The following is an 18,815-nucleotide window of genomic DNA, read 5'->3' as shown; positions in this document are numbered from 1 at the left end:
TCGGGGTCGGCGCGCCCGCCCCCGTTTTTCCTCCGTACATGTACGGAGGCGTATGTCGCTGGCGCTGCAATGCAGCATCGCAGCGCGCCGCGTCCGCTGCGCGGCATGCGCACCGGGCGGGCGGGAAGCCTACTTCGCTTCCTTCTCCATCAGCTTGTCCACCATGCCGGCCGGCACCTCCTGGTAGTGGTCGAACTCCATGCTGAAGGTGCCGCGGCCGCGGGTGGCCGAGCGCAGGAAGTTGATGTAACCGAACATCTCGGCCAGCGGCACGAAGCCCTGCACGAAGGCCGAACTGCCTTTCTGGCCCTGGTCGCTGACGTTGCCGCGGCGGCGGTTGATGTCGCCGATGACGTCGCCGAGGTAGTCCGCTTCCATCACCACTTCGAGCCGCATGATCGGTTCCAGCAGCTTGGGCTTGCTGAGCTTCTGCGCCTCGCGGAAACACTGCCGGGCGGCGATCTCGAACGCCAGCGCGGAGGAGTCGACGTCGTGGTACTTGCCGTCGATCAGGCGCGCGGTGAAGTCGACCACCTCGTAGCCGGCGACCTGGCCTTCCTGCGCTTCGGCCTTGATCGAGTGCTCGACTGCCGGGATGTACTCGCGCGGCACGCGGCCGCCAACCACCTCGTCGGAGAACACCACACCCGAGCCCGCTTCGCCCGGCTCGAAGATCATCGTCACCTCGGCGAACTGGCCGCTGCCGCCGGTCTGCTTCTTGTGCGTGTAGGTGTGCTCGACGGTCTTGCCGAACGCCTCGCGGAAGCTGACCTTGGGTTTGCCCATGTTCGCCTCCACGCCCAGCTCGGTGCGCATGCGGTCAATGGTCACCTCCAGGTGCAGCTCGCCCATGCCCTTGAGCACGGTCTGGCCGGTTTCCTGATCCACCTCGAGCTTCAGCGACGGGTCGGCCTTGACCATCTTGTAGAGCGCGCTGGACAGCTTGTCGACGTCGTTGCGGTTCTTCGGTTCCACCGACACGCTGATCACCGGGTCGGGGAAGCGCATGCGCTCCAGCAGCGCCGGATGCGCCGGGTCGGCCAGCGAATCGCCGGTCTCGGTGTCTTTCATCGAGACGAAGGCACAGATGTCGCCGGCGCGCACCTCGTCGATTTCCCGGGTGTCGTCGGCCTGCACCTCGACGATGCGGCCCACGCGTTCCTTCCTGCCGCGGGTGACGTTGAGCAGGGTGTCGCCCTTCCTGATCACGCCGGAATAGATGCGGCAGAAGGTGAGCGTGCCGAACTGGTCGTTGATCACCTTGAACGCCAGCGCGCGCGCTGGCGCATCGTCGGTCACGGCCTGCTCGCCGATGACGTGGCCGTCCTCGTCGACCAGCGCGATGCCGCCGTTCTCGCCCGGGTAGGGAAGATAATCGACCACCGCGTCCAGCAGCTGCTGCACGCCCTTGTTCTTGTACGACGAGCCGCACAGCACCGGCACCAGTGCGCCGGTGACAGTGCCCTTGCGGATGCACTGCTTGAGCACCGCCGGGTCGAACTCGCCGGTGTTCAGCAGGCGCTCGAAGGCGTCGTCATCCAGCGCCAGCGCGGTTTCCAGCAGGTCCTGGCGCAGCTTCGGCAGGTCGGCGACCCATGCGCTGTCGGCGCTGGCGCCGAACGTCAGGCGATCCTTCAGCTGTTCCAGCGGCACGGTTTCCCACACGCTGTCCTTGTCGTCGGAGGCCCACAGGTAGCTCACGCCGGCGACCAGGTCAGCCATGCCGACGAATTCGTCGCTGCTGCCCAGCGGCACCTGGCACAGCAGCGCATTGGCGCCGAGGCGCTCGCGGATGCCTTTCACGCAGTGCGCGAAATTCGCGCCGATGCGGTCCATCTTGTTGACGTAGCAGAGGCGCGGCACCTTGTACTGGTCGGCCAGGCGCCAGTTGGTCTCGGTCTGCGGCTCCACGCCGGCGACGCCGTCGAACACCACCACCGCGCCGTCGAGCACGCGCAGCGAGCGGTTCACCTCGATGGTGAAGTCGACGTGTCCTGGCGTGTCGATCACGTTGATCTGGTGTCCCTTCCACTCCGCGGTCACCGCCGCCGACTGGATGGTGATGCCGCGCTTGCGCTCCTGCTCCATGTAGTCGGTGGTGGTGGAGCCCTTGCCGTCCTTGGTGTCGTGCACGTCGACGATCTGGTGCTTGCGCCCGGTGTAGTAGAGGATGCGCTCGGTGGTCGTGGTCTTGCCCGCGTCGATGTGCGCGATGATGCCGATGTTGCGGTAGAGGGTCAGGGGTTTCTTGCGGGCCACGGGCGGGACTCCGGAAAGCGCTGCGACAAGCGCAGGGTGGGGACTGCTCAGGTGCTGCCTGTCGACGGCATTTCAATGGGCGACAAGTGCAGGCGATCAGCGGCGATCGGCTGAATCAGTATGCAGCGGAACCGGCTGGATGTGTTCCGCTTTGTTGCCGTCGAAGGCATCGAAGATCTGCCGATGGCTGCGATACGACCAGTCGTCGTCGCGCTCGTAATAGCCGCTGACCCATGCCTGCAGATTCATCAGCATGGCGTCTTGTGCTTCCGGCGACGCGTACTTGTGCGGTTCCCACGGGCGACGCGTGTTGTTGGCGAGACAGGCGTCGCGTCCGGGATTGAGGAATACCAGCTCGCTGCAATGCGGCGCGGCGGCTTCCACCAGCTCGCCATAGCAGCCTTCGATCACCCAGGCAGCGTGACTGCCGAGGAATTCGTGCAGCGACGCAGCGATGGCATCGGCTGCACGGAGCACGGCGATCTGCACCGGCTCCCACACGATGGTGTCGAGATCCAGGTGGGCCAGCGCGTGTCGTTTGGCCAGCCGCATGGCGAGTGTGCTCTTGCCGGAGCCGGAGTTGCCGTAGACGAGGACCTTCATGCGACGAGCATATCCTCATGGAACGCACCGAACGGTTCCGTCGGATGCGCGATCTGGATTTCCAGTATCCACAATCCGCTCGAAGGCGACGCTTCCAGATCGCCGAGGTCGCCGCCCTTGTGGATCGCGTGCGGGAAGTCGCTGACCCGGTGCCCCCTGATCGCGTGATTGAACCGCCAGCCCATCGCCGCGGCACGCTCGCCGGCAAACGCATACAGCGCCTGGCCGCTCAGCCCCTGTGCCCGCCACGCGTCGGCCACTTCGCCGAACAGCGCGCGCGCCGCCTCCGCGCAGGCCTGCCGCTGCGGCGCGTGGCCGACCACGAAGGTATCGCCCACGTCACCCTCATGGCCGTCGAACACGAGCCCGAGGTCGATGAAGTAACTGTCGTTCTCGCCCAGCCGCACACCGGGGTCGGAGCGCTGCCGATAGGTTTTTACTGTGTTGGCGCCGATGCGGATCAGCGCCGGATGCCACAGCCGCTCGAAACCCAGCTCGCGGAAGACTTCGGCGGCCTCCATTTTCGCTTCGTCCTCGCTGATCCCCGGCCGCATGCGCGCGCGGATACCGTGCAGCGCCGCCCAGGTTTTCTCGCGGGCCCGCTGCATGAGCGTGGGATCGAAGCGTGGCCCGACCGCTTCGCGAGAAGGAGGCGCCATGGATGCCGGTCTCAAGCCAGGTGAACGAGTACCAGCCCGATCACGGCCGGCAACGCCTGTATCCACAGGATTTTCCGGCTCGCGGTCAATCCGCCGAAAATGCCGGCGATAAGCACGCAAGCGAGGAAGAACACCTTGACGCCCAAACCGTCGGCGCCGAGCCAGAGGCCCCACGCAAGGCCGGCCGCCAGAAAACCGTTGTAAAGCCCCTGATTGGCAGCGAGTGCCTTCGATTGTTCGGCGAACTCGGCGGTGGTGCCGAACGCGCGGCGGCCAGAAGGCCTCGTCCACAGGAACATTTCAAGGATCAGGAACCACAGATGCAGCAGGGCGACCAGGGCGATCACGACATTTCCGGCGATGGACATGGCACGGGTTCCGGTGGCGGCGGGAGGCGCCTCTTGCGCCGGCGTCGTGCCGTGAAGTGTCGCAGCCGTTCCGGTCCATCGCAAACGCCGGTATGTATCGTTCCATCAAGTAGTGCCGGGCGAGCGATCCGCGCCGGATGGTGCACGCCGTGGCCGCACGGAATGGCTGTCTCGACCATGCCGGTTTCAGGCAGTTTGTGACCACGGCCGCGCGCCGGACTTTCCCGCGTTGACCGGTGCGCTGAACGGTTCACGAACCCGGACGGCTGGATCACTCTCGCGGCAACGGCCCCTGCGCATCACCGGCCCTCGTTCTGCCCGGCGACGGGCTTTGTATGAACGCAAGCCGCCGATATATGTGATGGACATCACAGTAGCCGCCGCGGCCGTCGTCGTTCAGCTTGTCTGGAACAGGCATTGCATGCTGCGGGCATGTCCACAACAAACATCAACGTGCAATCGCGTATCTCCTGCCCGATGCCGCTTACGGCGGCGGAGGAGCGGGCATGGCTGCGTCGCTTGATCGTCGCGACGACGCCCGTCGAGGTCGCAGAGGTGATCGTTGAGCTGGCGTGCGCCTTCCCCGACTGCGAGAGAGCGAGCGTGTTGTGGGGTGGCGAGATCGACGCGCATCCCTGCGGAGCCAGCGTGACCCCTGATGAGGCTGCCTGGTCACAGGCGGCGCTTGTCGGCAATGGCTTTGCCCTCGATGCCGATGGCCGTCGTCTGGCATGGCGGCTGGTGCCGGACGACCGCGCGGTGTTGCTGCTTCATTTCGCTCGCGGACAGTTGGCGACCAGCCTGCCCATCGCGCTCGATCGGCATTTCGACATGGCCAGCCAGCGGTTGCAACAGACGTTGAAGCTGACCGGCGTGCAAGGTTCGCACAAGCAGCTGGAGCGTTCGGAAAAGCTGCAGCGGGCGCTGTTCGCGATTTCCGATCTGGCCGGTTCGGACCTGGACATGCCCGAACTCCTGCGCGGCATCCACGAAATCGTCAGCACGTTGATGTATGGCGAGAACTTCCTGATCGTCCGTTACGACGAGGAGCGCGGCACGATGCGCTTCCTCTACTACGCCGACGTCGAGGACAAGGAAGGGCTCGACACCACCCGCGACGTGCCGCTGGAAGGCCGGCGCCATACCCTGACCTGGCATCTGCTGACCGGCGGAAAGCCGTTGATGGGCAGTCAGGAGCAGCTTGACGAACAGGTGAACGGGCCGGTCATCAAGGCTGGCCCCGAAAGTGCCGACTGGCTCGGCGTGCCCATGCTGCGCAATGGCCAGGTGCATGGTGCACTGGTGGTGCAGAGCTATCGCGAGGGCACCATATACACGCTTGAAGACCGGGCGCTGCTGGAGTTCGTCGGCAGCCACATCCTTACCGCGCTCGAACGCAAGCAGAGCAAGAACGACCTGGAGCTGCGCGTACAGACCAGAACACTCGAGCTGGCCGAGGCCAATCATGGCCTGCAGCTGGAGGTGCTGGAGCGCCAGCGTGCCGAGCAACTGCAGGGTGCCCTGTTCCAGCTGGCGCAGCTGGCGACCGCGGACATCGACGAGAACGAGTTCTACGCACGAACCCATGCGGTGGTCGGTGCCCTGCTCAATGCGGAGAATTTCTTCATCGCGCTGATTTCCGACGATCACGAGATGCTCGAATTTCCCTACTACGTGGACGAGGGAGTGCGCCGCACGCTGGTTCGGCCGCTCGGGCACGGTCTGAGCGAATACGTTCTCCGGCGTGCCCGTCCGTTCCTGGGGCGACTGGCCGATGTCGAGATGCTGCTGCAGGAAGGCGAAGTCATGCGGCACAACATCGGTGCCCCCGCAGAATGCTGGCTGGGCGTGCCGCTGGTGGTCGCCGACGAGGTGATCGGACTCGTGGCCGTGCAGAACTACGCGGAGGAGAACGCCTACGACGCCGCGGATCAGGAATTGCTCAGCTTCGCCGCGCTGCAGATCGCCAACAGCATCTACCGCCGCCGTTCCACCGCTTCGCTGCACCAGGCCAATGCGCAGCTCGAACAGCGGGTGGAAGAGCGCACGCACGAGTTGCTGCAGCAGATTCGCCAGCGCGAGCAGATCCAGCTGCAGCTGAAGCATCAGGTGATGCACGATTCATTGACCGGGCTGCCGAACCGCGGCTACCTGCGTGATCGACTCGATCGGGTGCTGGCGCTGCTGCGACGCGAACCGGCACGGCGTTGTGCGCTGCTGTATCTGGACGTCGATCGCTTCAAGGTGATCAACGACAGCCTCGGCCATCTGGCCGGGGACGCGTTCCTCAAGGAAATCGCCGGGCGGCTGATGCATTGCGTGCGTGAGCCCGACGTGGTGGCGCGGCTCTCGGGCGACGAATTTGCGATCCTGCTGGAGGGCGTGGAAACCCCCGCCATGGCCGTGATGGTGGCGCAACGCATATTGAAATGCCTGAGCGAGCCGCTGCAGCTGGTAGGCAAGGAGCTGGAGCCCTCGGCCAGCATCGGCATCGCCGTTGCCGACAAGCACTGTCGCTACGACAGCGCCGATGACCTGCTGCGCGATGCCGACATCGCGCTGTATCGGGCAAAGCAGAGTGGCCGCAAGCGTTTCGAGATGTTCGACGAGGCGCTGGCAAAGAACATGGTCGACGTGCTGACGCTGGAGGCCGAACTGCGCCATGCGTTGCAGAACGACGAGTTCGAACCGTATTTCCAGCCGATCTGCAGACTCGGGGACGGTCGGGTGGTTGGCCATGAGGCACTGCTGCGCTGGAACCATCCGGCGCGCGGCCTGCTCGGGCCCGGGGATTTCATCAGGATCGCCGAGGACAGCGGGCTGATCGAAGCGATCGACTGGCGCATGTTCGAACTCAGCTGCCGCCAGCTCATGCTTCATGGCCGCGACGACACGTTCATGACGCTCAACGTCTCGGCGAGGCACCTGCGCTATGTCGATTTCGACACGCGCCTGCTCCAGTTGCTCCAGTCCACCGGCCTGCCGAATTCGCGCCTGATCATCGAAGTCACCGAAGGCGCGCTGCTGGACGATGCCGAACGCGTGCACGCCACGCTCGAACGATTGCGCGTGGCCGGCGTAGGCGCCGCGCTCGATGATTTCGGTACGGGTTATTCGTCGCTCAGCTACCTGCACTCGCTGCCGTTGCGCATGTTGAAGATCGATCAGGTCTTTGTGCAGAAACTGGACGAAGTCGGCCACACGAGCAACACCAGCGGTGTCATGGTGGAGGCGATCCTGGCGCTGGCGCGCGCGCTGAACATCCAGGTGGTCGCCGAAGGCATCGAGACCCAGACCCAGCGCCGGATGCTGCTGGACATGGGCTGCGAGCTCGGCCAGGGCTATCTGCTGGGTCGGCCAGGCGCCCTTCCGGTGCCGCCGGATGCGTTTGGGACATGACATGACGGTGCGGGCGGATTTCCAGAATCTTGACGGCGGGCGTGGGCTGAATGTCTGCCGCTTTTGACCGATACCGGCTTGATCGGCCCGGTGGCGATGGAATGCCGTCCGGGTCTGGAGGTTGTCATGACTGATGAACAGACAGGTCCGCGCACGGGAGGCGATGCCGATCCGGTGCGCCATCCGGACGCACGCTGGCCGGCACGCACGCGCCGCCTGCTTGGCGAGCTGCGTACGCTCTGCGCCAACTGGCTGCATGAGCCGCTGGGGCGCAGCCTCGACCATTTCGACATGAGCCTGCACCGGCAGTCCCAGCTCACGGCCAGCCATCTCGAACAGGAGCGGTATCTGGCTACCCGGCTGCGGTTGCGCGACGAGCGCAAGGTGTTCGATCAGCGCTTCATCGCCAGTGTCGATCGGGCATTCGACCGCCTCGGCATGCCCATCGCCAGGACCGCGGCGGCCGCCCCGCAAACGCTGAGCCTGCTCGACCCGCTTGAGCACGAACTGGCTGCCGCGCTCGATCAGCTGGTCGCACGCAGCGAGGCACGCGGCGGTCCGCAACTCATCGAGCTGGGTTATCGGTTTGCCGTGCTGATCGGGGCGTCGCCACTGGAGAGCGAAGCGCTGCCGATCGGGCCGCAGGCCATGGCCGGCGCCTTTCGCGAGGCCAGTCGCACGCTGGGTCTGCCCAGCGTGCATGAGTTGCTGCTGCTGCAGAGCCTGGAGGGCAGCCTGATCCAGGGGCTGGCGCCGCTGTACGAGCTGGTCAATGCCCACTTCTGCGCCGATGGCATCCTGCCGCAGCTGCGCCCGTTTGCGTTGCCGCGCACCGCGCCACGCCGCGATCCGGCCAGGCAGGAGGCGCCAGCCAGGCCGGCCGTGCCGGCGGTCGCCACGCAGGCCGTCGCGCCGCCGTCGCCGCGTGCAGCGCCCGTGCCGCCGCGCATGGGTGGTGCCTTCGGCGGGCGGGACAACAACGCGGTCACTGACGAGGAGCTGCAAGCCGCGCTCGCCGCCTTGCAGGCGCACCTGCGGGATGCGGACGAGGAGACTCGCATCGATCTGAACCGTCCTTCGCGCCTGCGCGAAGAGCTGCTCATCCAGCTCAGCGTCGGGCGCCCGGGCCACGCCACGCGCGCCAGCCTGTCCAGCGAGCAGGACGACACGGTGGAACTCATCGTGCGCCTGTTCGGCCAGATCGCCCGGCAGTTGCCGCCCGCCAGCGACGCGCAGACCCTGATCCGTGACCTGCAGCTGCCCATGTTGCGCATGGCGCTGATCGATCGCGGGTTCTCCGAGCAGCATGACCATCCCGCGCGCAAGGTGCTTGGCCGGATCGCCGAAATCGCCCGCGACTGGCTCGATGACGCCGGCGGCTTGTCCGATCGCGGCTTGCGCATGCAGCTGGGCCAGCTGATCGAACGTGCCGGTCATGAAGCGCCCAGCGTGGCGCTTTACGTCTCGCTGCTGGACGACATCGAGCAATACCTCGCCTACCTGCAGCACAAGACCCAACTGGCGGAGCGCCGCCAGGTGGATGCGATGCAGGGGCTCGAGCGCCTGGAGCAGGCGCGCCACCGGGTGGGCGAGTTGCTGTCCCCTCGCCTCGCCAGGGCATCGCGGGTGCGCGGTCAGCTCGATCAGGCGTGGTCGGATGTGCTGGCGCTGACCCTGCTGCGTCATGGCGAACAGAGCCAGGTCTTCGGAACGCGACTGGCGGTCACCGACCAGTTGCTCGGCGCCTTGCCGGTGGGCGATCGCCACAAGTTGCAGCTCGAAGTGGAAGCTGGTCTGCGGCAGATCGGCATGCCGGACGAGGAGCTCGCGACACTGGCCCGGCAGATGACGGAAGCGAGCCGGGAGGGGGCATCGGACAAGCCCGCCGGCGCCGACCAGCTCGCCACGCGATTCGGAAGCCGTAAGCGGCCGGACGATCCTCCGCGAGACGCGGGCGTCGCGCCCGCCGTGCATGCGCCCGACCTGGCCGCGAGTGCGCCTGGCCCCGATGTGTTGCGCGTGCATCGACATCTACGCGCACTGCCGCCCGGGGCATGGTTCGAGTTCGCCGATCCGGCCGGCGGACGCGCGACCCGGCGGCGGCTGGTCTGGTATTCGTCGTTGACCGGGCACAGCCTGTTTGTCACGCGCAGTGGCCAGCGGGCGGAGGAGCTGGGCGAGCTGCAGCTGGCGCGCGAGATCGCCAGCGCCCGTGTGCGCGAGATCGCCTCGGAGCACGAGGACGTACTCGATCACGCCTGGCGCGCGGTTACCCGGGAGCTGGGCCGGCAATCCCATTCGCCCCGCCAGGGAGGTGACGCATGAGCCAGGCTGGCCACCATCCGCATCAACACGATCGCGACCAGCGCCGAACCCGGCGCAAACCGGTCGCCTTCGCGGCGACGGTGATGGATGTCATCACCGGCGAGCCGATGGGGCAGATCGGCAACCTGTCCGGTACCGGCATGCTGTTGATCTGCCCGGCGGCGCCGCAAAGTGAGGCGATCCACCAGGTGCGCCTGCCGCTGTCCGGTGACAGTGCCGTGCCGCAATACATCGAGGCAGGCATCCAGGAGCAGTGGCACGAGTCGCCGGGTGCGGCGGACCTGGTCTGGGCGGGCTATCGCATCATCGCGATCAGCGAAGAGGACGACGCGCGGCTCGACGCGTGGCTGGCGCTGCCCGGCTGAGATTCGTGCCAGGCGGGAACTGCCTTGCGCGAGCGCGTCTCAAGTCGCGCTGGTCACGGCCTTGAACGTCACCACCAGCACGTCGCGATGCGCGGGTCGGGCCGGATCGAGCGGCGTCACCGCGGTGACGCCGTGCAGCACGCGGGCGTCGTCGACCAGCGCCGCATCCAGCGCATGCGTGAGCGTGAAACTGCCCAGCACGGCGCCGTCACGGGCGTGGATGGTGGTGGTGCCGCTTTCGATGTTCTCGCGGTCGATCAACAGCACCAGCACATAGTCGACGCCATCGCGGTGCACGCCTTCGGGCGTGGGTTCACCAGCCTCGTCCGCGCGCGCCTCGATGCGGAACTGGTGCACCTCGACGTGCCAGCGGCTGACAGCCGGGGCCAGCGCGCCGAAGCAGTCGCGGCAGAAGCCGAGGATGCGGTGCAGGCTGGCGCCGTCGCCTATGGCCGGCAGCACCGGTTCGAACCAGCGCTGGATGTCGCCCTGCAGCGGGTTGTACTTGAGGCTCTGGTAGTGCGGCTGGTGCGCCTCGCGGCGGATGCCACCATCGGCATCGGCGGCGAACGTGGCATGCCGGCGCCGCCGGTGTCGGCCGCTGGCGGCGAGGTAGGTGTCCGGCGCCAGGTCGTTCCAGCTGGCGACGAAGGCGGGCCAGTCGTCCAGCGTGGAAGCTTCCAGCAGCGTGCGCATGATGTCGGGGGTGACGAAGGCAAAGCCGTCGCGCTGCAGCCGGTCGTGCAGCGCGGACGTGTCGGGGAGGGGAGTCATTTGTTTACGTTAGCAGGGCCGGCATGAAGCGGCGATGGCTGTGCGGGATGCTCAGCCCGGAAACGCCCGTGCCAGCCAGTCCGGTACGGGGATGCCTTTCTCGCGCAGGAACGCCGGGTTGAACAGCTTGGCCTGGTAGCGCGTGCCGGCGTCGGCGAGCACGGTGACGATGGTGTGGCCGGGGCCGAGCTCGCGGGCGAGGCGGATCGCGCCGGCCAGGTTGACGCCGCTGGAGCCGCCGGTGCACCAGCCTTCCTCGGCCAGCAGGCGGTGCAACAGCGGTACCGATTCGTCGTCGGGGATTGACCAGGCCAGGTCGATCGGCGCGCCGTCGAAGTTCGTGGTGACCCGGCTGGAGCCGATGCCCTCGCTGATCGAGTTGCCGCTGGCGACCAGCTCGCCGGTGTTGACGTAGCTGGCCAGCGCCGAGCCGGCCGGGTCGGCCAGCGCGATGCGCACGCCAGGGTTGCGTGCCTTCAGCGCGCGCCCCACCCCGGCCAGGGTGCCGCCGGTGCCGGCGGCGCAGACGAAGCCGTCGACGCGGCCGCCGGCATCGCCCCATATCTCCGGCCCGGTGCTGGCCTCGTGCCAGTCGCGGTTGGCGGTGTTGTCGAACTGGTCGGCGAACCATGCGTTGCCCGGCTCGACCGCGTTCGCGGCCGCGGCATGGGCGCGCGCCTGGTGCGCGTAGTGGTGCGGGTCCTTGTACGGCACCGCGGGCACCAGCCGCACCTCGGCGCCGGCGATGCGCAGCGCGTCGATCTTCTCGCGGCTCTGCGTGTCCGGCATGAAGATGGTGGTGCGGTAGCCGCGGCTGGCGCCAAGCAGGGCCAGGCCGATCCCGGTGTTGCCGGCAGTGCCCTCGACGATGCGGCCGCCGGGGCGGATCTGCCCGCGCCGCTCGGCGTCCAGCAGCAGGCCCAGCGCGGTGCGGTCCTTGATCGAGCCGCCGGGGTTGAGGAACTCGGCCTTGCCCAGGATCTCGCAGCCAGTCAGGGCGGAAGCGTGGCGCAGGCGCAGCAGCGGCGTGTGGCCGATGGCGGCGGAGAGGTCGGGCTGGATGCTCATCGATGAAGGTTTGGCTTGGGAGTGTCGATTTTGCGCCTTTCCTTCCGCATCCCAAAGGGATTTTCCTGGGCATCGGGGGCGACGCGACGGATGACACGATCGAATGAACATATATACGCCTAGACGTTTAGACGTCTATTGACACGGATACATGAAGCCATCACTATCCGTTCCACTCATCGAGACCGGCTGAGGGACAGGCCCTTTGAAGCCGGGGCAACCTGCGGAGCGTTTCCGCCACGGTGCCAACTCCTGCGGAGGTGCCTTGGCACCCACCGGAAGATGGGCGCCATCCGGCTCGCGGCGGTCTGCCGCCGAAACCGGGGCTGGCGACCTTTCCGGCACTTCGCAGGGCGATGCCGACCGGAGAGAGTTCCATGACGTTCCAGAGCGAAGCCCGCCGTACCGAAGCCAGCCAGGCCGCCTGCGCCGTTCCTGCCGAACCGCGTGCACGGCTGGCCGCCCAGCGCAGCACGCGCCGGCTGCGGCTCAGCCCGAAGTACGGCAGCGGTCCGCGCGAGGTGGAGGTGGACTACCTGTGGTGCGGTGCGCCGGGTGCGCCCACCGTGATCGTGCAGGGCGGCATCTCGGCCGACCGCGACGTCACCGCGCTGGACGGCGATGCGGCGCCGGGCTGGTGGCAGGCGCTGGTCGGCCGCGGCGCGGCGATCGACCTGGAGCGCTGGCGCGTGCTGTCCATCGACTGGCTCAGCCCGGACCGGCTCGGCGCCGGTTCGGTCTCCAGCGAGGATCAGGCCGACGCGCTGGCCGCGCTGCTCGGCGAGCTGGGCATCGCGCAGGCGCATGCCTTCGTCGGTTCCTCCTATGGCGCGATGGTGGCGCTGGCGTTTGCCGCGCGGCACCCGCGCAGCGTGGACCGCCTGCTGCTGCTGGCTGGCGCACACCGGCCGCATCCGCTCAGCACTGCGCAGCGCAGCGTGCAGCGCGGCATCGTGCGGCTGGGCCAGGCCAGCGGCCAGGCCGACGAGGCGCTGGCGCTGGCGCGCCAGCTGGCGATCACCACCTACCGCGGCAGCGCCGAGTTCGGCCGACGTTTCGCCGGTGGGCCGGAGTGGCGCGAGGAGCGCTTCCACTTCCCGGTCGAGGACTACCTGGCGCACCAGGGCCGCCGTTTCGTCGAGCGCTTCGATGCGGACCGCTTCCTCGCGCTGTCCGAGTCGATCGACCTGCACGACGTGCAGCCCGAGCAGATTCCCGTGCCGGCCACGCTGATCGGCTTCCCCTCCGACCGGCTGGTGCCGCTGGCCGACCTGTGCGAACTGCAGCGCCGCCTGCATGGGCCGGCCACGCTGGAAGTGGTCGAGTCGCCGTACGGCCACGACGCTTTCCTGAAAGAACCCGAACAGCTCGCGCCGCTGCTGCGCGAAGCGCTGGCCTGATTCCCCGTCCCCGCACAACCAGAACCGGAGATTGCCCCGATGACCGAGCCCGCCCCCTGTACCCGCGCCGTGCGCGCCGGCATCGAGAGCGACACCCAGCACGGCGCGGTGGTGCCCGCGCTGCATCTGTCGACCAACTACAGTTTCGCCGGCTTCGGCCGCAAGCGCGCCTACGACTACTCGCGCAGCGGCAACCCCACCCGCGACCTGCTCGGCGAGGCGTTGGCGGACTTGGAGCAGGGCGCCGGCGCGGTGGTGACTTCCAGCGGCATGTCGGCGGTGGCGCTGGCGCTGGAACTGGTGCCGGCCGGCGCGCGGGTGCTGGCGGCGCACGACTGCTACGGCGGCACCTGGCGGCTGCTCGACGCATGGGCGAAGAAGGGCCGCTTCCAGGTCGAGTTCGCCGACCTCACCGATCCGGCAGCGCTGGTCGCGGGGCTGGCGAAGAAGCCCGCGCTGGTGTGGGTGGAGACGCCGTCGAACCCGCTGCTGCGCATCACCGACATCCGCCACGTGGCGCAGGCGGCGCACGCGGTGGGCGCCCTGCTGGTGGTCGACAACACCTTCCTGTCGCCGGCGCTGCAGCAGCCGCTGCTGCTCGGCGCCGACTTGGTGGTGCACTCCACCACCAAGTACATCAACGGCCACAGCGACGTGGTCGGCGGCGCGGCGGTGGCGCGCGACGCGGCGCTGGCCGAGCAGCTGAAGTGGTGGGCCAACTGCAACGGCCTCACCGGCGCGCCGTTCGACAGCTACCTGACCCTGCGTGGCCTGCGCACGCTCGGCGTGCGGCTGCGCCAGCACCAGGAAAGCGCTGCGCGCATCGCCGAGCGGCTGGACGCGCACGCCGCCGTGCGCAAGGTGTATTACCCCGGCCTGGCCAGCCACCCCGGCCATGCGCTGGCGGCGCGCCAGCAGCAGGGTTTCGGCGCGATGTTGAGCTTCGAACTGGACGGCGACGTGGCGCAGATCGAGGCCTTCGTCGACGGCTTGCAGTATTTCTCGCTAGCCGAGTCGCTGGGCGGCGTGGAAAGCCTGATCGCGCACCCGGCCAGCATGACCCATGCATCGATGGCGCCGGAGGCGCGCCGCACCGCCGGCATCGCCGACAGCCTGCTGCGGCTGTCGGTGGGCATCGAGGACGGCGACGACCTGCTGCGCGATCTCGACGCGGCGCTGCTCCGTGCCGCGGCGGCAGGGACGTCCAAACGCCGGGTGCTTGCATGAGCGCGGTGCTCGCCGAGCGCGCGGCAGGCGTCGCGAACGAGGCATCCTCCACCATCGCGGTCGTGCTGCTCGGCACCGGCGTGGTTGGCGGCGCCTTGCTGAAGCTGCTCAACACCACCGCTGCGGGCTCGCTGCGATTGGTCGGCGCGGCGAACTCGCGGCGCCAGCAGACCGATCCGGCAAGCCTGGCCCGGCGCAACCTGCGCGAGCAGTTGAACCAGCACGGTACCCCGCGCGACAACGCCAGCCTGCTCGCCGCGCTGGACGCCAGCGACGCGGCGGTGAAGGTGATCATCGACGCCACCGCCAGCACGGCGCTGGCCGCGCGCCACGCCGAGTGGCTGGCGCACGGCTACCACGTGGTCACCGCGAACAAGGCGCTGGCCGGCGGCGAACTGTCCGGCTGGCGTGCGTTGCAGGCGGCGCTGGCGAATGGCGGCCGTTACGGCGATTCGGCCACGGTGGGCGCCGGTCTGCCGGTGCTGTCCACGCTGCGCCGGCTGCGCACTTGCGGCGACGGCCTGCTCACCCTGGAAGGCGTGTTCTCCGGTTCGCTGTCGTGGCTGTTCAACCAGTACGACGGCAGCCGGCCGTTCTCCGAGCTGCTGCGCGAAGCGCGCCAGCTCGGCTACACCGAACCCGATCCGCGCTCGGATCTGTCCGGCGAGGACGTGGCACGCAAGCTGCTGATCATCGCCCGCAACGCCGGCTTCGCGCTGGGCACCGACGAGGTGCAGGTGGAAGGCCTGGTGCCCGAGTCGCTGCGCGAACTGGATACCGAGGCGTTCCTGGCGCGGCTGGACGAACTCGACGTACCGCTGGCGGCGCGCCATGCCGAGGCGAAATCGCGCGGCTGCGTGCTGCGCTTCCTGGCCCGGCTCAACCAGCGCGGGCATGCCCGCGTCGGCCTGGCCGAGGTGCCGCTCACCCACCCGGCCGCGCGGTTGTATGGCACCGACAACCAGTTCGCGCTCACCACCACCCGCTACCACGCCCAGCCGCTGGTGATCCAGGGGCCGGGTGCGGGACCGGAGGTGACTGCGCAGGCGTTGCTGGGGGATGTGCTGGCGCTGGGCTGAACCCGCCCGGGCCGACGGCTCATTCGCTGTCGCTGAACCCGATCGACGCATGCGAGCCGTCGCAGAATGGCTTGTTCCGCGACGCACCGCAGCGGCACAAGGTCATCCGGTTGCGTATTTCGTAGGCGAAGCCGTCAGCGCCGATCAGTTGCACGCCGCCACGCAACCAGATCGGGCCGGAGCAGTGCTGGGCAGGATCCTCGATCAGGGCAATCGATGGCTCGAACGCGGGCTCGATCGGCTTGCCGGTTTCATTGTCCCAGGCCACCAGCCGCCCGGACGGGCAGGCGCAGGTCTGGCTGACGAAGTGCTTGCCGGCCACGGGCTCATCGGATTCGCCGACGAGGTTCCATACCTTGCCATGCGGGTCGCAGAAGCGCGCGAACGCGCACAGGCCCTCGACGTCGGTGAGCGACATGGTCGGGCCGCGGATGACTTCGGCCTGATCGAGATAGGGCTCGCGGCTCGCTGTTTCGCTGCCGTCGAATCCGATCCTGGCGTGCGTACCATCGCAGAATGGTTTGCTCGCGCTGTGGCCGCAGCGGCACAACGCATATTGCTCCTGCGCGGGGTACTGCCGGCCCTTGTCCCAGCTGGTCGACTCGCCATCTTCGTTGGTGCCGATGGTCTGCTTGTGCAGAGGCAGCGCCCCGGAGACGAGATAGGGGCCGTTCTTCGAAATCTTGACTCGGGCACCCACCGGCTTCTGCGGATTCATCTGACGCCCCTCGGTTGAACAACGTGAAGGCCACGATCCAGGAATCCACTGTACAACTTGTGCCGTGATGGGCGGTCATTCGAAATGACAGAGCGCGCGGTACGTGGCGCTGGCCCGAGGCGACTCAGGTGGTGGGCACGGCGATCGCCTCGACCTGGATGCGCAGCGTTACCGCCATGTTGAAGCCGTAGGCCTTGCCGGCATCCATGCCGAAGGCGTCGCGCTGGAAGGTGGCCAGCGCGTCGGCGCCGCACAGTTCGCGCTTCAGCAGCGGGTGCGGCATGCACTTGAAGCTGTCGATCTTCAGCGTCAGCGGGCGGGTCGTGCCGTGCAGGGTGAGCGTGCCGTCCACGCGGGTCGGCTTGCCGTCGACGAAGCCGGCGAGGTGGCCCTGGTAGATGGCTTGCGGATACTTCGCCGTGTCGAACAGCTCCTCGCCCTGCGCCTTCTGGTTGAGCTGGTCCTGGCCGAAGTCGGCGCTCTTCATGTCCACCACGACGTTCACTGTGCCGCTGCCGGTCGCCTTGTCCAGCGTCACCGTGCCGCTGCTGTGGTTGAACTTGCCGCGCCACACCGACAGGCCGCCGAGGTGGTCGGCCTCGAAGCTGGGGTAGGTGTGGTCGGGGTCCAGCTGGTACTTCACCTCGGTGGCGTTGGCGGTGGCCAGCGACAGCAGGGCGAGCAGGCCGAGGGCGTGAAGGGCGGTGCGGATCATGGACGGTTTCCTTGCGTGGCAGGAGAGGTGTCTGCGGGAACGACGAATCGGGCGCCGCGATTTCGACAATGCCATGCGCGGGTATTCGCCACCATCCCGTATTGCGTCGCCGCGCGGTTGCCGCCAATGTCCGGATATCCCCATGCTGGAGAGATGACTCGATGAATTCCCGTTCGCCGGCGTCGCCGGCATGCCCGCACGGCGGCGGCGCGATCGGCACTGGCGGGTCCTGCGCATGAGCACTCCCGTCAACCGCTGGTTCGCGCCGGGCGACCTCAACGGCTTTCTCGGCCTGCTGGTGGACAACCTGTCCATCATGGGCTTCCTCGCCGCGGCGCTGATCGGCCTGTTCGGCTTTCCCGCGGACATCGTGTTCCTGCGCATGTTTCCCGGCACCGCGCTGGGCGTGCTGCTGGGCAACCTCGCCTATACCGCGATGGCGCGCCGGCTGGCCCGGCGCAGTGGCCGCGACGACGTCACCGCGATGCCGCTGGGGCTGGATGCGCCGACCAGCATCGGCATCGCGCTGCTGGTGCTCGGCCCGGCCTTCCTCGGCTTCAGGCAGGGCGGCATGGACGAACATGCCGCAGCGATCGCCACCTGGCAGCTGGGCATGGCCTCGCTGGTGGTGATGGGCGTGCTGAAGTTCGTGCTGTCGTTCTTCGGCGCGCTGGTGCAGCGGCACGTGCCGCGCGCGGGCCTGCTCGGTTCGATCGCCGGCATCGCGCTGGTGCTGATGGGCTTCCTGCCGCTGGTGGAAATCCTGAAGTTGCCGGTGGTGGGATTCGCCGGGCTCGGTGTGGTGCTGTACGCGCTGGTCGCGCACGCGCGGATGCCGTTCGGCCTGCCCGGGGTGCTGGTGGCGTTCGTGGTGGGTGCGCTGCTGTACTACGGGCTCGGCGCGCCGGGCTGGCTGGGCACGGGCTATCACCCGCCGGCGGCGTGGCAGTGGCGTTTCGCGCTGCCGTGGCCGACGCTGCAATGGGTGGACGGGCTGGCGTACATCGTGCCGTACCTGCCGCTGATCCTGCCGTTCGGCTTGCTGATGGTGGTCGGCGGCATCAACGTTACCGAGAGCGCACGCGCCGCCGGCGACGACTATGCCACCCGCGACATCCTGCTGGTCGAGGCGCTGGCCACGCTGGCGGCCGGCTTCTGTGGCGGCGTGGCGCAGACCACGCCGTACATCGGCCAGCCGTCGTACAAGGCGATGGGCGCGCGCAGCGGCTACACCCTGCTCACCGGCATCGTGGTCGGGCTGGGCGGCGTGTTCGGCTATCTGTCGAACCTGGTCGAGCTGCTGCCGCTGCCGGTGCTGGCGCCGATCCTGGTGTTCGTGGCGATCGGCATCACCGTGCAGGCGTTCGAGGCGACGCCGATGCGCTACGCGGCCGCGGTGGTGTTCAGTTTCTTCCCGGCGATCGCGCGGATGCTCACGATCAAGCTGAGCGACCCAACGTACGTCTCGCCGGAGCAATTCGCACGGCTGTTCAACGACGGCGCGCACGGCATCTCCGAGCTGGCGGTGATCACCGTGCTGGGCAACGGCTTCATCATCACCGCGATGGTCTGGGCCAGCTTCGTGGTGGCCCTGATCGACCACCGCCCGCGGCGCGCTGCGCTGATCCTGCTGCTGGGCGGGGCGCTCAGCCTGTTCGGGGTGATCCATTCGGTCGAGCTGTCCGGCGGCATCTACCTGCCGTGGCTGCTCGATGCCGCATCGCGTGGGCTGGTGTGGCAGTTCGCCGGTGCCTATCTGGTGCTGGCGATCGTGCTGGTGCTGCTGTCGCTGGGCGATGCGCGGCGCACGGCTGCCGTTCGCTGAAAACAAAAACGCGCGGCTCGTCGCCGCGCGT

Annotated in this window: 15 protein-coding genes and 1 riboswitch; of the genes, 7 read left to right on the top strand and 8 right to left on the bottom strand. The window is 68.1% G+C overall.

Going from position 1 to position 18,815, the window contains the following annotated elements:
• Window positions 1-129 precede the first annotated feature (129 nt).
• From fusA to QQA13_RS13095, 4 genes are all read right to left on the bottom strand, one after another.
• Window positions 130-2,259, bottom strand: coding sequence for an elongation factor G (fusA, locus tag QQA13_RS13110; RefSeq protein ID WP_108470477.1), 2,130 nt, complete (start codon window positions 2,257-2,259; stop codon window positions 130-132).
• Window positions 2,260-2,355: 96 nt separating this feature from the next.
• The gene (locus QQA13_RS13105) at window positions 2,356-2,862 is read right to left on the bottom strand and encodes a shikimate kinase (RefSeq protein WP_108470478.1); all 507 of its coding nucleotides are present in this window, start codon (window positions 2,860-2,862) and stop codon (window positions 2,356-2,358) included.
• Window positions 2,859-3,521, bottom strand: coding sequence for a M24 family metallopeptidase (locus QQA13_RS13100; protein WP_108470479.1), 663 nt, complete (start codon window positions 3,519-3,521; stop codon window positions 2,859-2,861). The genes QQA13_RS13105 and QQA13_RS13100 overlap by 4 nt, the downstream gene beginning before the upstream one ends.
• A gap of 11 nt (window positions 3,522-3,532) precedes the next feature.
• On the bottom strand, window positions 3,533-3,889 hold the full coding sequence (locus tag QQA13_RS13095; protein ID WP_108470480.1) for a DUF1304 domain-containing protein: 357 nt from the start codon (window positions 3,887-3,889) through the stop codon (window positions 3,533-3,535).
• A 432-nt stretch (window positions 3,890-4,321) separates the two neighbouring features.
• On the opposite strand from QQA13_RS13095, the gene QQA13_RS13090 reads away from it, so the two are divergent.
• From QQA13_RS13090 to QQA13_RS13080, 3 genes are all read left to right on the top strand, one after another.
• Entirely contained in the window at window positions 4,322-7,288 is a 2,967-nt protein-coding gene (locus QQA13_RS13090) for a bifunctional diguanylate cyclase/phosphodiesterase (RefSeq protein ID WP_234411247.1), read from the top strand.
• A 126-nt stretch (window positions 7,289-7,414) separates the two neighbouring features.
• Window positions 7,415-9,613, top strand: a complete 2,199-nt coding sequence (locus tag QQA13_RS13085; protein ID WP_159082150.1) for a DUF1631 family protein — start codon at window positions 7,415-7,417, stop codon at window positions 9,611-9,613.
• Window positions 9,610-9,978: a PilZ domain-containing protein gene (locus QQA13_RS13080; RefSeq protein WP_199909793.1), complete on the top strand. Its 369-nt coding sequence runs from the start codon at window positions 9,610-9,612 to the stop codon at window positions 9,976-9,978. Before QQA13_RS13085 ends, QQA13_RS13080 begins: the two co-directional genes overlap by 4 nt.
• 39 nt (window positions 9,979-10,017) lie before the next feature.
• Here QQA13_RS13080 and QQA13_RS13075 read toward each other — a convergent pair whose 3' ends face one another.
• Both QQA13_RS13075 and QQA13_RS13070 read right to left on the bottom strand, forming a co-directional pair.
• Window positions 10,018-10,752: a 2OG-Fe dioxygenase family protein gene (locus QQA13_RS13075; RefSeq protein WP_108470483.1), complete on the bottom strand. Its 735-nt coding sequence runs from the start codon at window positions 10,750-10,752 to the stop codon at window positions 10,018-10,020.
• A gap of 51 nt (window positions 10,753-10,803) precedes the next feature.
• Window positions 10,804-11,820, bottom strand: coding sequence for a cysteine synthase A (locus QQA13_RS13070; protein WP_108470484.1), 1,017 nt, complete (start codon window positions 11,818-11,820; stop codon window positions 10,804-10,806).
• A 173-nt stretch (window positions 11,821-11,993) separates the two neighbouring features.
• Window positions 11,994-12,109: riboswitch (SAM riboswitch) on the top strand.
• An 88-nt stretch (window positions 12,110-12,197) separates the two neighbouring features.
• Here QQA13_RS13070 and metX point away from each other — a divergent pair.
• From metX to QQA13_RS13055, 3 genes are read left to right on the top strand one after another with little or no spacing between them, the layout of a single operon-like run.
• Window positions 12,198-13,220 (top strand): homoserine O-succinyltransferase MetX, encoded by a 1,023-nt coding sequence (metX, locus tag QQA13_RS13065; protein ID WP_108470485.1) that lies wholly within the window; start codon window positions 12,198-12,200, stop codon window positions 13,218-13,220.
• A 39-nt stretch (window positions 13,221-13,259) separates the two neighbouring features.
• Entirely contained in the window at window positions 13,260-14,447 is a 1,188-nt protein-coding gene (gene metB / locus QQA13_RS13060; protein ID WP_108470486.1) for a cystathionine gamma-synthase, read from the top strand.
• Window positions 14,444-15,526 carry a homoserine dehydrogenase gene (locus QQA13_RS13055; protein WP_108470487.1) on the top strand — a complete coding sequence of 361 codons (1,083 nt, stop codon included), beginning with the start codon at window positions 14,444-14,446 and terminating at the stop codon, window positions 15,524-15,526. Before metB ends, QQA13_RS13055 begins: the two co-directional genes overlap by 4 nt.
• Before the next feature lie 19 nt (window positions 15,527-15,545).
• On the opposite strand, the gene QQA13_RS13050 is transcribed toward QQA13_RS13055, so the two are convergent.
• Together QQA13_RS13050 and QQA13_RS13045 are read right to left on the bottom strand one after the other, a co-directional pair.
• Window positions 15,546-16,244: a CDGSH iron-sulfur domain-containing protein gene (locus QQA13_RS13050; RefSeq protein WP_108470488.1), complete on the bottom strand. Its 699-nt coding sequence runs from the start codon at window positions 16,242-16,244 to the stop codon at window positions 15,546-15,548.
• Between the two features lie 124 nt (window positions 16,245-16,368).
• A complete protein-coding gene (locus QQA13_RS13045) occupies window positions 16,369-16,959 on the bottom strand; it encodes a YceI family protein (protein WP_108470489.1) in 591 nt (196 codons plus the stop codon).
• Between the two features lie 235 nt (window positions 16,960-17,194).
• Here QQA13_RS13045 and QQA13_RS13040 point away from each other — a divergent pair, with 235 nt between their 5' ends.
• On the top strand, window positions 17,195-18,784 hold the full coding sequence (locus QQA13_RS13040) for a hypothetical protein (RefSeq protein ID WP_108470490.1): 1,590 nt from the start codon (window positions 17,195-17,197) through the stop codon (window positions 18,782-18,784).
• The last annotated feature ends 31 nt before the right edge of the window (window positions 18,785-18,815 follow it).

It is taken from the genome of Rhodanobacter thiooxydans (genome assembly GCF_030291135.1).
Lineage (GTDB): Bacteria > Pseudomonadota > Gammaproteobacteria > Xanthomonadales > Rhodanobacteraceae > Rhodanobacter > Rhodanobacter thiooxydans_A.
The sequence above is the reverse complement of the archived record's forward strand: the minus strand, read 5'-3'. Positions and strand labels throughout refer to the sequence as shown.

Coding starts and splice junctions, on each gene's coding strand:
- QQA13_RS13105 (WP_108470478.1), bottom strand. CDS start 2,862: ATGAAGGTCCTCGTCTACGGCAACTCCGGCTCCGGCAAGAGCACACTC.
- QQA13_RS13100 (WP_108470479.1), bottom strand. CDS start 3,521: ATGGCGCCTCCTTCTCGCGAAGCGGTCGGGCCACGCTTCGATCCCACG.
- QQA13_RS13095 (WP_108470480.1), bottom strand. CDS start 3,889: ATGTCCATCGCCGGAAATGTCGTGATCGCCCTGGTCGCCCTGCTGCAT.
- QQA13_RS13090 (WP_234411247.1), top strand. CDS start 4,322: ATGTCCACAACAAACATCAACGTGCAATCGCGTATCTCCTGCCCGATG.
- QQA13_RS13085 (WP_159082150.1), top strand. CDS start 7,415: ATGACTGATGAACAGACAGGTCCGCGCACGGGAGGCGATGCCGATCCG.
- QQA13_RS13080 (WP_199909793.1), top strand. CDS start 9,610: ATGAGCCAGGCTGGCCACCATCCGCATCAACACGATCGCGACCAGCGC.
- QQA13_RS13075 (WP_108470483.1), bottom strand. CDS start 10,752: ATGACTCCCCTCCCCGACACGTCCGCGCTGCACGACCGGCTGCAGCGC.
- QQA13_RS13070 (WP_108470484.1), bottom strand. CDS start 11,820: ATGAGCATCCAGCCCGACCTCTCCGCCGCCATCGGCCACACGCCGCTG.
- metX (WP_108470485.1), top strand. CDS start 12,198: ATGACGTTCCAGAGCGAAGCCCGCCGTACCGAAGCCAGCCAGGCCGCC.
- metB (WP_108470486.1), top strand. CDS start 13,260: ATGACCGAGCCCGCCCCCTGTACCCGCGCCGTGCGCGCCGGCATCGAG.
- QQA13_RS13055 (WP_108470487.1), top strand. CDS start 14,444: ATGAGCGCGGTGCTCGCCGAGCGCGCGGCAGGCGTCGCGAACGAGGCA.
- QQA13_RS13050 (WP_108470488.1), bottom strand. CDS start 16,244: ATGAATCCGCAGAAGCCGGTGGGTGCCCGAGTCAAGATTTCGAAGAAC.
- QQA13_RS13045 (WP_108470489.1), bottom strand. CDS start 16,959: ATGATCCGCACCGCCCTTCACGCCCTCGGCCTGCTCGCCCTGCTGTCG.
- QQA13_RS13040 (WP_108470490.1), top strand. CDS start 17,195: ATGAGCACTCCCGTCAACCGCTGGTTCGCGCCGGGCGACCTCAACGGC.